This is a genomic window from Streptomyces winkii (genome assembly GCF_032248595.1).
GTDB classification, from domain to species: Bacteria; Actinomycetota; Actinomycetes; order Streptomycetales; family Streptomycetaceae; genus Streptomyces; species Streptomyces winkii.
This window is the reverse complement of the sequence record NZ_JASTTH010000008.1, coordinates 300666-313156: the sequence shown is the minus strand read 5'-3', so window position 1 is coordinate 313156 and position 12491 is coordinate 300666. Positions and strand designations below refer to the sequence as shown.

Below are 12491 nucleotides of genomic sequence, written 5' to 3'. Positions count from 1 at the left end.
ACGGATCGTCATGGCGCGCGCAGTGTGGTCCGGGTCCCTGACGTTCGGGCTGGTCACCCTGCCCGTCCAGCTCGCCACGGCCACCGACTCCCATACCGTCCGCTTCCACCAGCTGGAGCGCGGCACCTCGGACCGGGTACGGAACAAGCGCGTGAACGAGCGGACGGGCAAAGAGGTCCCCTACGACAAGATCGTCAAGGGGTACGACACCGGCGACGGCGAATACGTCGTCATCGAGCCCGGCGAGCTGGACGCGATCACTCCGGGCCGTTCCCAGTCCATCGAGATCAGCGGCTTCGTGGAGCTGGACTCCATCGAGCCCGCGTACTTCGACTCCACGTACTTCCTCCAGCCGCGCAAGGAGCACGCCAACGTCTACGGGCTGCTGCGCGACGCGCTCTCGGAGACCGGCCGGGCCGGCATCGCCACGATGAGCATGCGGCAGAAGGACTATCTCGTGGCGGTGCACGAGCAGGGCGGCGTACTGGTCATGCACACCCTGCACTGGGCGGACGAGGTCCGCGACCCGCACGAGACGCTGAGCAACCTGCCCTCCGGCGCCAAGGCGTCGGCGCGGGAGCGGAAGATGGCCGCGCAGCTGATCGAGGCCATGGCCATGGAGTGGAACCCGCACGACTACCAGGACCACACCCACGAGCGGGTCCGTGAGCTGATCGAGGCGAAGAGGGCCGGAGAGACGGTGGAGAAGGGCGAGGGGCCGCCGGAGTCCACCAACGTGGTCGACCTGATGTCGGCGCTTCAGGCGTCGGTCGACAGGGCGCGCTCCGGCGGCACGAAGACGAGGGCGGGAACGAAGGCGGGAACCAAGGCGAGCGCGAAGGCGGGGGCGAGCACGAAGTCCGGGGGGAAGGCGGGGGCGAAGGCGGCGGCCGGCTCCGGCGGGCGGAAGAAGCAGGCCCGGAAGGAGCCCCGGCAGGACCTGGACGAGCTGACGAAGGACGAGCTGTATCGCCTCGCGACCGACGCCGGCGTTCCGGGCAGGTCCCGCATGACCCGCGACGAGTTGAAGAGCGCCCTCTCCCGGAGCGCGAGCGCCGCCTGACCCGTACCGGGACGGCCGGAGCGGACCGGCTCAGCGCATCGTCCGGCTTGACCTGCGCGCGGGCGTTGTCACTGTCACACGATCGAAGGACATGGCGACGCGCCCCCGGCTACGCTGCCGTTCCGTACATCCCGGCCACCGGGCCCGCGCGCGACACCGGAGGTTCCCCGCCCGTGCCGACCACCGAAGCACCACCGCGGGAGGATCACCGCGACGCGGACGAGGCGCGGGGTCGGCACGTCAACTCCTCCCTGGCGCTGATCCTTCTGCTGCTCCTGCTGATGGTGTTGCAGGCGCCGATCGGCCGGGCGCTCTCCGCACCGGTGATGCAGAGCTGGATGACCGTGTTCGTCGCGGTGATCGTGCAGGCGCTGCCCTTCCTCGTCCTCGGGGTGCTGCTGTCGGCGGTCATCGCGGTGTTCGTGCCGCCGTCGTTCTTCGTACGGGCGCTGCCTGCACGGCCGGCCCTCGCGGTGCCCGTGGCCGGGCTGGGCGGCGTGGTGCTTCCCGGCTGCGAGTGCGCGTCCGTGCCGGTCGCGGGGGCGCTCGTGCGCCGCGGCGTCACACCGGCGGCAGCGCTCGCGTTCCTGCTGTCCGCGCCCGCGATCAACCCGATCGTGCTGACCGCGACCGCCGTCGCGTTTCCCGGCAACCCCGAGATGGTGCTCGCCCGGTTCGTGGCGAGCCTGGTGGTCGCGTGCGCGATGGGCTGGCTGTGGCATCGGCTGGGCCGTACCGACTGGCTGCGTCCGCCGTCCCGGCCCTCGTTCGAGGGGTACGGCAAGGGGGCCGCGTTCTGGGGGTCCGTGCGGCACGACGTGATGCACGCCGGCGGCTTCCTCGTGGTCGGCGGCATGGCCGCGGCGACGCTCAAGGCCTTCGTACCGGCCGACTGGCTTCAGGCGGCGGCCGGCGATCCCGTGCTGTCGGTCCTCGCACTGGGGCTCCTCGCCGTGCTGCTGTCGATCTGCTCCGAGGCCGACGCGTTCGTGGCCGCCTCCCTGTCGCAGTTCTCGCTCACCGCGCGGCTGGCCTTCCTCGTCGTCGGGCCGATGATCGACCTGAAGCTCTTCGCCATGCAGGCCGGCACGTTCGGCCGCGGGTTCGCGCTGCGGTTCGCGCCCGCCACGTTCGCACTGGCCGTCCTCACGTCGGTCCTCGTCGGGGCGGTGCTGCTGTGAACCGGCAGGCGCAGGCAGCGGTGCTGTTCCTCGTCGGCGTGGCGGTGCTGCGCGCCAGCTCGACCGATCTGTATCTGCGTTACGTCAAGGCCGGGTTGCGTCCGCTGCTGCTCGTCGCGGGCATCGTCCTGATCGCAGCCGCGCTCGCCACCGTCTGGTACGAGCTGCGGCGGCCACGGGCGAAGGCGAAGAGCCGCCCGTCCGAGCAGGGAGACGACGGGCAGGACGCTCACGGGCAGGACGCGCGCGGGCAGGACGACGGCGTGCACGCCCACTCGGACGGCGACGCACACGGCCACGGCCACGGCCACCGGGAGCCGCGCATCGCCTGGCTCCTCGTCCTGCCGCTCTTCGCACTGATCCTCGTCGCGCCGCCCGCCGCCGGCTCCTACACCGCCATGCGTGCCGGCACCGCCCTGCAACGGCCCGCCGGCTTCCCGGCACTTCCCGCCGGCGGCACCCTCCGGCTGAACGTCGGCGACTACGCGGGCCGTGCGATCTACGACCACGGCCGCACCCTCGGCGACCGCCGGATACGGATGACGGGCTTCGTCGCCCTGGACCGCAAGGGCGCCCCGTACCTCACGCGCATGGTCCTCAACTGCTGTGCCGCCGACGCCCGTCCGGTCAAGATCGGTCTTTCCGGAGAGCTGCCGCCGACCCTTCAGCCCGACACATGGCTCGAGGTCGTCGGCACCTACGACGCGAAGCGGACCAAGGACCCCGTCAACGGCGGCGTCATACCGTTCTTCGACGTCAGCAAGGCGAAGCCGGTCAAGGCGCCGCGCGACGAGTACGAGAGCTGACCGGGCCGCCGCCTCCGCCCGCCGCAGAACCGGGACCGGAGCCCGTGGAGATCGCCCGTTGGGGCGTCTGAGCCGTGTCGAGGAGGGCTGCACGCCACTGCCCGGGGAGCTTCCTGTTGCGTGAGCTCGCAACCGCGAGCGTCACCGTCCGACCTCCCGGGAGCTTGCGATGGCCGATCTGGCTTTCGTCGTCACCGTCCTCGCGGTGTTCGCGCTGGTGGCCCTCGTCGCCAAGGGGGTGGCGAAGCTGTGACGGCAGGGAACATCGCCGGTCTCGTCGTCGCCGTCCTGCTGCTGGGCTACCTGGTCGTGGCGCTGCTCTTCCCGGAGAGGTTCTGAGAGCCCGTGAACCAGACCCTCGCGGACGTCCTCCAGGCGGGCGCGCTCGTCGCGGCACTGGCGCTGGTGCACCGCCCCTTCGGCGACTACATGGCCCGCGTCTACACCTCCTCGCACCACTTGCGCGCGGAGCGCTGGATCCACCGTGCCATCGGGTCGAATCCTGACGCCGAGCAGCGCTGGCCCGCGTATCTGCGCGCGGTCCTCGCGTTCTCCGCGGTCTCCGTCCTCTTCCTCTATCTCCTCCAGCGGATCCAGAACCGGCTGCCGCTGTCACTCGGCTTCCAGCCGGTCTCCCCCGACCAGGCCTTCAACACGGCGGCCTCCTTCGTCTCGAACACCGACTGGCAGTCCTACGCGGGCGAGACGACCATGGGGCACCTGGTGCAGACGGGCGGACTGGCGGTGCAGAACTTCGTCTCCGCCGCCGTGGGCATGGCCGTGGCCGTCGCGCTCGTACGGGGCTTCGCCCGGTCCCGCACCGGTGAACTCGGCAATTTCTGGAGGGACTTGGTACGCGGGGTCGTGCGGATTCTGCTGCCCGTCGCCGTCCTCGCGGCGATCGCGCTCGTCGCGACGGGCGCGGTGTAGAACTTCGCGTCTCCGCAAGAGGTCACCACGGTGACCGGCGCCTCCCAGCATCTGCCCGGCGGCGCGGTGGCCTCGCAGGAGGCGATCAAGGAGCTGGGCACCAACGGCGGGGGCTTCTTCAACGCCAACTCGGCCCACCCGTACGAGAATCCGAACGCCCTGTCCAACATCCTGGAGATCTTCCTCCTTCTCGTCGTCCCGTCCTCCCTGCCGCGCACGTTCGGCAGGCTCGTCGGCAGCACCCGCCAGGGGTACGCGATCGTCGCGGCGATGGGCGCGATCTGGCTCGGCGCCGTGATCGCGGTGACGGCGCTGGAGTTCGCCCACCCCGGCGCGGCCGCCCAGGCGGCGGGCGGGTCCATGGAGGGCAAGGAGACCCGGTTCGGCGTCGGCGCGTCCTCGCTGTTCGCGGTCTCGACGACCATGACCTCGACGGGCGCCGTGGACGCGGCCCACTCGTCGTTCTCGGCCATCGGCGGCGGCGTGCTGCTGCTCGGCATGATGCTCGGCGAAGTGGCGCCCGGCGGCGCCGGTTCGGGCCTGTACGGGATGCTGATCCTCGCCGTCGTCGCCGTGTTCATCGCGGGGCTCATGGTCGGCCGTACACCGGAGTACCTGGGCAAGAAGATCCGCGCCCGCGAGATGAAGCTGGCCGCCTGCTACATCCTGATCACCCCGGCCCTGGTGCTGGCGTTCACCGGCGCGGCGACGGTCCTGCACACACCGCCGCGGTCGGTGCTCAACTCCGGGCCGCACGGCTTCTCCGAGCTGCTCTACGCGTACACCTCGGGCGCCAACAACAACGGCAGCGCCTTCGCCGGACTGAGCTCGGACACGCAGTGGTTCAACACCACCATCGGTCTGGCGATGCTGCTGGGACGGTTCCTGCCGATGGTCTTCGTCCTCGCCCTGGCGGGTTCGCTCGCCGAGCAGAGTCCCGTCCCGGCGGGCGCCGGGACCCTTCAGACGCAGAAGCCGCTCTTCTCCGGGCTGCTGGTGGGCGCGGTGCTGATCGTCGCGGGGCTGACGTTCTTCCCCGCCCTGGCCCTCGGGCCGCTCGCGGAGGGGCTGTCGTGACGATACGCACGCCGCTCGCCGCCCGATCACCCGAGCAGTCACGTCGCGCGAGTCCTGCGGAGGACAGCCTTGTCTTCGACCTCGTCTCCACCGGACACACCGCCGTCCGGGAACGGGCCCTCGCCGGGCCTGTTCGATCCGCGGCAGTTGCTCACGTCGCTGCCGGACGCCCTGCGCAAGCTGGACCCGCGGGTGATGGCCAAGTCGCCCGTCATGTTCGTCGTGGAGGTCGGCTCGGTGCTGACCACGGTGCTGGCGGCCGTGGATCCCGGCTGGTTCGCGTGGTCGATCGCAGTGTGGCTGTGGCTGACCGTCGTCTTCGCCAACCTCGCGGAGGCGGTCGCCGAGGGACGGGGCAAGGCGCAGGCCGACACCCTGCGGCGGGCCAGGACCGGCACCGTGGCACGCCGTCTCACCGCGGAGGGGACGGAGCACCGGATCGCCGGCAACGAACTGCGGGTGGGCGACGTGGTGGTGTGCGAGGCCGGGGACACCATCCCCGGCGACGGCGACGTCACGGAGGGCGTCGCGAGCGTCGACGAGTCGGCCATCACCGGTGAGTCCGCGCCGGTGATCCGCGAGTCCGGCGGCGACCGCTCGGCCGTCACCGGCGGCACGAGGGTGCTCTCCGACCGCATCGTCGTGAAGATCACCACCCGGCCCGGCGAGACCTTCCTCGACCGGATGATCGGCCTCGTCGAGGGCGCGGCCCGGCAGAAGACGCCGAACGAGATCGCCCTGAACATCCTCCTCGCCTCGCTGACGATCATCTTCCTGCTGGCGACCGTCACGCTCCAGCCTTTCGCGATCTTCGCGGGCGCGGAGCAGTCGATGACGGTGCTGGCCGCACTCCTCGTCTGCCTGATCCCCACGACGATCGGCGCGCTGCTCTCGGCCATCGGCATCGCGGGCATGGACCGGCTCGTGCAGCGCAACGTCCTGGCGATGTCGGGCCGCGCGGTGGAGGCCGCCGGCGACGTCTCCACGCTACTGCTGGACAAGACCGGCACCGTCACGCTGGGCAACCGCGAGGCGGCGGAGTTCGTGCCCCTCCCCGGAGCGGACGGCGCGGAGCTCGCCGACGCCGCGCAGCTCTCCTCGCTCGCCGACGAGACCCCGGAGGGCCGCTCGATCGTCGTGCTGGCCAAGGAGCGGCACGGGCTGCGCGCCCGCGACGAAGGCGAGTTGGGGAACGCCGAGTTCATCCCGTTCACCGCGCAGACCCGGATGAGCGGCGTCGACGTCTCCGACGGCGGCAGTACGTACCGGGTGCGCAAGGGAGCCGCCGAGGCGGTCACGGCCTGGGTCGCCGAACGCGGCGGCACCGTCCCCGACGACGCCCGGCGCGAGGTCGAGTCCATCTCCACCTCGGGCGGTACGCCGCTGCTCGTGGCCGCCGAGGACGGCGGCGGCGCCCGGGTCCTCGGCGTGATCCACCTCAAGGACGTCGTCAAGCACGGCATGCGCGAACGCTTCGCCGAGCTGCGCCGCATGGGCATCAGAACCGTGATGATCACGGGCGACAACCCCCTCACCGCGAAAGCCATCGCCGAGGAGGCCGGGGTGGACGACTTCCTCGCCCAGGCGGCTCCCGAGGACAAGATGGCCCTGATCCGGCGGGAGCAGGGCAGCGGCAAACTCGTCGCGATGACCGGCGACGGCACCAACGACGCCCCGGCGCTGGCCCAGGCCGACGTGGGCGTCGCGATGAACACCGGCACCTCGGCCGCCAAGGAGGCCGGGAACATGGTCGATCTGGAGTCCAACCCGACGAAGCTGATCGAGATCGTGGAGATCGGCAAGCAGCTGCTGATCACGCGCGGGGCGCTCACGACCTTCTCCATCGCCAACGACGTGGCGAAGTACTTCGCGATCATCCCCGCGATGTTCGTGACGGCCTTTCCGGGGCTGGACGCGATCGACATCATGCATCTGACCAGCCCGGAGACCGCGATCCTCTCCGCGGTGATCTTCAATGCCCTGGTGATCGTTGCGCTGGTGCCGCTGGCGCTGAGGGGGGTGCGCTACCGGCCGATGAGCGCCGACGGCATGCTCCGCCGCAACCTCGGCATATACGGCATCGGCGGACTGATCGCCCCCTTCGCCGGAATCAAGATCATCGACCTGCTCATCTCGCTCATCCCCGGGATCGGATCATGAACGCAGCCGTCCGCAACACCTCCCGCCTCGCGGGTGCGGCGCTGCGCGCGCTGCTCGTACTGACCCTCGTCACCGGGGTGCTCTACCCCCTCGTCGTGACGGGCGTGGCCCAGGCCGCCTTCCCCGGCCACGCCGACGGCTCGCGCGTCCACAGCGGCGGCAGGGACGTGGGTTCCTCGCTGATCGGCCAGACCTGGAACGGCCGGAACGGCGAGCCCGCACGGCAGTGGTTCCAGCCGCGCCCCTCGGCCGGGAAGTACGACGCCCTCTCCTCCGGGGCGTCCAACCTCGCGGCCACGAGCCCGGAGCTGCTGAAGAAGGTCGACGCGCGAAAGAAGCGGATCGCCCGCTTCAACGGCGTCCCCCGCTCCGAGGTGCCCGCCGACGCGGTCACCGCGAGCGCCTCCGGGCTCGACCCGGACATCTCGCCCGCGTACGCCCGTATCCAGGTCCGCCGCGTCGCAGACGCGCGGGATCTCGGCCCGGGCGCGGTGCGGGCGCTCGTCGAGAGGCACACCCGGGGACGGATCGCCGGCTTCCTCGGCGAACCCGCCGTCGACGTACTCGAGTTGAACCTCGCCCTGCGGGAGCTGCGCGGATGACGCGACGGCCGGCGTCCGCGGTCGTACGACGTGATCACCGGGCGGCCCGCCCGCCCGTGACCGACTGGAAGACAATGGAGACATGGCCCGCGGCAAACTGCGCATCTACCTGGGAGCGGCCCCCGGCGTCGGCAAGACCTACGACATGCTCTCCGAAGCACATCGGCGGCTGGAGAGGGGCACGGACGTCGTGGTGGGCTTCGTCGAGTGCCACGGCCGCCCGCGCACCGAGGTGCTTCTGCACGGTCTGGAGGTCGTCCCGCGGCGCGAGGTGACGCATCGGGGGGCGGACTTCACGGAGATGGACGTCGAGGCCGTGCTGGCCCGCAACCCGGCGGTGGCGCTCGTCGACGAGATGGCGCACACCAACGTTCCGGGCTCCCGTAACGCCAAGCGGTGGCAGGACATCGACGAGCTGCTCGACGCCGGGATCACCGTGATCTCCACCGTCAACATCCAGCACCTGGAGTCGCTGGGCGACGTCGTGGAGTCGATCACGGGTGTGCGGCAGCACGAGACGGTGCCGGACGAGGTCGTGCGCCGCGCCGACCAGATCGAGCTCGTCGACATGTCGCCGCAGGCGCTGCGCAGGCGCCTGGCGCACGGCAACGTCTACGCGGCGGACAAGATCGACGCCGCACTCTCGAACTACTTCCGCCCGGGCAACCTCACCGCGCTGCGCGAACTCGCCCTGCTGTGGACGGCCGACCGGGTCGACGAGTACCTCCAGCAGTACCGCGCCGAGAAGGGCATCTCCTCCCCCTGGCCCGCGCGCGAACGCATCCTGGTGGGCCTCACCGGGGGGCCCGAGGGCCGCACCCTCATCCGCCGGGCCACCCGGATCGCCGCCAAGGGCTCCGGCAGCGAGATCCTCGCCGTATACATCTCCCGGAGCGACGGGCTGACCTCGGCCTCTCCCGAGGAACTGGCCGTCCAGCGCACGCTCGTCGAGGATCTCGGCGGCACGTTCCACACCGTGCTCGGCGACGACGTCCCCAGCGCCCTCCTCGAATTCGCCCGGGGCGTCAACGCCACGCAGATCGTGCTGGGCACGAGCCGCCGGAGGGCGTGGCAGTACGCCTTCGGGCCGGGCGTCGGCGCCACCGTCGCGCGGGAGTCCGGACCGGACATCGACGTGCACATCGTCACCCACGAACACGCCGCCAAGGGGCGGGGGTTGCCGGCCGCCCGCGGGGCGCGCCTCAGCCGCGGCCGACTCGTCGCCGGCTGGCTGACCGGTACGGCCGGGCCCGTCCTGCTCACCGTGCTGCTGACGGCGGCCGGTCCCGGGCTGGGGCTCGCCAACGAGATGCTGCTCTTCCTCACGCTGACGGTGACGGCGGCGCTGATCGGGGGTCTGCTGCCGGCGTTCGCCGCCGCCGTCGTCGGATCACTGCTGCTGAACTACTACTTCACCGCTCCGACCCACACCTGGACCATCGCGGACCCGAAGAACATCCTGGCCATCGTCATCTTCGTCGTGGTCGGGGTGGCCGTGGCCTCCGTGGTCGACCTCGCCGCCCGCCGCACTCATCAGGCCGCCCGGCTCCGCTCCGAAGCGGAGATCCTCAGCCACCTTGCGGACAGCATGCTCCGCACAGGGGTATCCCCGGCGCAGCGAGGGGAAGGGGTCTCGGCGGAGCGAGCGGAGGAGACAGACCTGCCCGCCCTCCTGGAACTCGCCCGTGAGACCTTCGGGATGGAGTCGGCGGCCCTGCTCGAACGCACCGACGGACGCGGCCGGTGGACGTGCGCCGGCAGCGCCGGCGACGACCCCGCGGCACATCCGGACGACGCCGACGTCGACGTCCCCGCCGGAGAGTCGACGACCCTGGCGCTGCGGGGCCGCGTACTGCCCGCCGAGGACCGCCGCGTCCTGGGCGCCTTCGCCGCGCAGGCCGCCGTCGTACTGGAACGCGGGCGGCTGATCGGCGAGGCCGAACGCGCCCGCCGGCTGGAGGAGACCGACCGCATCCGCACCGCACTGCTCGCGGCCGTCTCGCACGACCTGCGCACGCCGCTCGCAGCCGTCAAGGCATCGGTCTCCTCGCTGCGTTCCGAGGACGTCTCGTGGTCGGACGAGGACGAGGCCGGGCTGCTCGCCGCCATCGAGGAGGGCGCCGACCGGCTCGACCACCTCATCGGCAACCTGCTGGACATGAGCAGGCTCCAGACCGGGGCCGTCACTCCGCTCATGCGCGAGACCGACCTCGACGAGGTGGTGCCGCTCGCGCTGCGGGGCGTACCGGAGTCGGCTGTGCGGCTGGACATCCCCGAGACGCTGCCCATGGTCAGCGCCGACAGGGGCCTGCTGGAGCGCATCGTCGCCAACGTCGTCGAGAACGCCGTCAAGTACAGCCCCGAGGACCGCCAAGTGCTGCTGTCCGCCAGCGCGTTCGGCGACCGCGTCGAGCTGCGTACCATCGACCGCGGTCCCGGGGTGCCCGACGCGGACAAGGAGCGCATCTTCGAGCCGTTCCAGCGCCGCGGCGACGTCCCCCGGGGCGAGGGCGTCGGACTCGGGCTCGCCGTCGCCCGCGGCTTCGCCGAGGCCATGGGCAGCACCCTCACCGCAGAAGACACCCCCAGCGGCGGACTGACCATGGTGCTGACCCTCACGAACGCGCCCGGCAGGCACCCCGCCCGCCCCGATCTCCCCGCGGAAGCCACGTCATGACGGGAACACAGCAGGACACCAGGCAGCACGAGACGTCCCGGATGCCGCGGGTGCTCGTCGTCGACGACGAGCCGCAGCTCGTCCGCGCCCTCACGATCAATCTGCGGGCCCGCAAGTACCGCGTCGACGCCGCCCACGACGGCGCCACCGCCCTCCGGCTCGCCGCCACGCGGCACCCGGACGTCGTCATCCTCGACCTCGGCCTGCCCGACATGGACGGCATCGAGGTCATCAAGGGCCTGCGCGGCTGGACCCGGGTGCCGGTCATCGTGCTCTCGGCCCGCCACACCTCCGACGAGAAGGTCGACGCGCTCGACGCCGGCGCCGACGACTACGTCACCAAGCCCTTCGGCATGGACGAGTTCCTGGCGCGGCTGCGCGCCGCCGTCCGCCGGGCGACGCCCGCCGACGAGGAGGACGTCGTGGTGGAGACCGAGACGCTCAGCGTCGACCTCGCGGCCAAGAAGGTCCGGCGGGACGGCTCCGACGTACGCCTCACACCCACCGAGTGGCACGTGCTGGAGGTCCTCGTACGCAACTCCGGCCGCCTCGTGACGCAGCGGCAGCTGCTGCGGGAGGTGTGGGGTCCGACGTACGAGACCGAGACCAACTACCTGCGCGTCTACATGGCGCAGCTGCGCCGGAAGCTCGAGAGCGACCCGGCTCACCCGCGGCACTTCATCACCGAGGCGGGCATGGGCTACCGCTTCGAGCGGTAGGCGGCGACCCGGCCGGACCGGGGAATTGCCCGCGTGCCGCGTTTCCCCGCCGGGCTCACGGTGACCTGGGAGGCGTGCGACGCGGCCGCCGGAAACGGCCGCGGTCTGCGCGGAGTTCGGGGCGCCTCCCCTGCCGGGGAGCCCGCCCGGCCCGGCGCCGGAGGTGAGGGAGCGGATGACGCAGACAGTGGTGATCACCGGTGCGAGCGCCGGCATCGGCCGTGCGGCGGCCCGCATGTACGGCCGGCGGGGCGCGAACGTGGCCCTCGTCGCCCGCGGCAGGGCAGGGCTCGACGCCGCCGCCCGCGAGGTGGAGGAGTCGGGCGGCCGGGCACTCGCGCTCCGCGCCGACGTGGCCGACCACGGACAGGTCGAGGGCGCGGCCGAGGCGGCGGAGGAGGCCCTCGGCCCGGTGGACGTCTGGATCAACGCCGCCTTCACGTCCGTCTTCGCGCCCTTCGCCGAGATCGAGCCGGAGGAGTACCGGCGGGTGACGGACGTGACGTATCTGGGGTTCGTCAACGGCACCAGGTCGGCGCTGAAGCGGATGCTCCCCAGGGACTCCGGGACCGTCGTGCAGGTCGGATCGGCGCTCGGCTACCGGTCCGTGCCGCTGCAATCCGCGTACTGCGGGGCGAAGCACGCCGTCAACGGCTTCACGTCGAGCGTCCGTACGGAGCTGCGCCACCTGCGCAGCCGCGTTCAGATCACCACCGTGCAGATGCCCGCGGTCAACACCCCCCAGTTCTCCTGGGTGCTCTCGCGGCTGCCGCAGCATCCGCAGCCCGTACCGCCGATCTACCAGCCGGAGGTGGCGGCCCGCGCCGTACTGCACGCGGCGGACCATCCGCGCCGCAAGCAGTACTACGTGGGGGCGTCGACGGTGGCGACGATCCTCGCCGACAAGGCGGCACCCGCCCTGCTGGACCGCTACCTGGCCCGCACGGGCTTCGCCTCGCAGCAGGATCCCGGGCGGTCGCCCTCCGGGCGCGTGGTGAACCTGTGGCACCCGGCCGACGGCGAGCCCGGCAGCGACCACGGGGCGCACGGCGTCTTCGACGACCGCGCTCACGCACACGCGCCGCAGGCTGCCCTGGCTCGCCATCCCGCCCTGTTCCCGGGAGCCCTGGCGGGCGCGGCGCTGGGAGCGACGGGACTGGTCCGCGCGCTGCGGCGGCGTGCCGCCGCACGCTGAACACCCGCACGTGACGGCCCCGACGTGACAACCCCGTACGTGACAGCCCCGCACGTGACGGCTCACGACACCGCACGTCCG

9 protein-coding genes and 1 pseudogene are annotated in these 12491 nt (G+C 71.9%); all 10 read left to right on the top strand.

Translation table 11 applies throughout. The annotated features are described in order from the left end of the window. The first annotated feature begins 10 nt into the window (after nt 1-10). Nucleotides 11-1063, top strand: coding sequence for a non-homologous end joining protein Ku (gene ku / locus QQM67_RS24880; RefSeq protein ID WP_314176609.1), 1053 nt, complete (start codon nt 11-13; stop codon nt 1061-1063). Nucleotides 1064-1236: 173 nt separating this feature from the next. After that, entirely contained in the window at nt 1237-2244 is a 1008-nt protein-coding gene (locus tag QQM67_RS24875) for a permease (RefSeq protein WP_314176607.1), read from the top strand. Beyond that, on the top strand, nt 2241-3050 hold the full coding sequence (locus QQM67_RS24870) for a TIGR03943 family putative permease subunit (protein WP_314176605.1): 810 nt from the start codon (nt 2241-2243) through the stop codon (nt 3048-3050). Before QQM67_RS24875 ends, QQM67_RS24870 begins: the two co-directional genes overlap by 4 nt. A gap of 249 nt (nt 3051-3299) precedes the next feature. Then, nucleotides 3300-3389, top strand: a complete 90-nt coding sequence (gene kdpF / locus QQM67_RS24865; RefSeq protein WP_314176603.1) for a K(+)-transporting ATPase subunit F — start codon at nt 3300-3302, stop codon at nt 3387-3389. A 6-nt stretch (nt 3390-3395) separates the two neighbouring features. Then, a pseudogene (kdpA, locus tag QQM67_RS24860) lies at nt 3396-5057 on the top strand (potassium-transporting ATPase subunit KdpA). Nucleotides 5058-5126: 69 nt separating this feature from the next. Continuing rightward, nucleotides 5127-7217 carry a potassium-transporting ATPase subunit KdpB gene (gene kdpB / locus QQM67_RS24855; protein ID WP_314176601.1) on the top strand — a complete coding sequence of 697 codons (2091 nt, stop codon included), beginning with the start codon at nt 5127-5129 and terminating at the stop codon, nt 7215-7217. Beyond that, nucleotides 7214-7819, top strand: a complete 606-nt coding sequence (gene kdpC, locus QQM67_RS24850; protein WP_314176599.1) for a potassium-transporting ATPase subunit KdpC — start codon at nt 7214-7216, stop codon at nt 7817-7819. The genes kdpB and kdpC overlap by 4 nt, the downstream gene beginning before the upstream one ends. A gap of 82 nt (nt 7820-7901) precedes the next feature. Next, nucleotides 7902-10496, top strand: a complete 2595-nt coding sequence (locus tag QQM67_RS24845) for a sensor histidine kinase KdpD (RefSeq protein WP_314176597.1) — start codon at nt 7902-7904, stop codon at nt 10494-10496. Nucleotides 10497-10537: 41 nt separating this feature from the next. Further along, nucleotides 10538-11215, top strand: a complete 678-nt coding sequence (locus QQM67_RS24840; protein WP_314176820.1) for a response regulator — start codon at nt 10538-10540, stop codon at nt 11213-11215. A 175-nt stretch (nt 11216-11390) separates the two neighbouring features. Next, entirely contained in the window at nt 11391-12410 is a 1020-nt protein-coding gene (locus tag QQM67_RS24835; protein WP_314176595.1) for an SDR family oxidoreductase, read from the top strand. Nucleotides 12411-12491: the final 81 nt, after the last annotated feature.

What these genes read in the sequence shown, in the direction of transcription:
- QQM67_RS24840 (WP_314176820.1), top strand. Translation starts at nt 10,538, where the DNA reads ATGCCGCGGGTGCTCGTCGTCGACGACGAGCCGCAGCTCGTCCGCGCC.
- QQM67_RS24845 (WP_314176597.1), top strand. Translation starts at nt 7,902, where the DNA reads ATGGCCCGCGGCAAACTGCGCATCTACCTGGGAGCGGCCCCCGGCGTC.
- ku (WP_314176609.1), top strand. Translation starts at nt 11, where the DNA reads ATGGCGCGCGCAGTGTGGTCCGGGTCCCTGACGTTCGGGCTGGTCACC.
- kdpC (WP_314176599.1), top strand. Translation starts at nt 7,214, where the DNA reads ATGAACGCAGCCGTCCGCAACACCTCCCGCCTCGCGGGTGCGGCGCTG.
- QQM67_RS24835 (WP_314176595.1), top strand. Translation starts at nt 11,391, where the DNA reads ATGACGCAGACAGTGGTGATCACCGGTGCGAGCGCCGGCATCGGCCGT.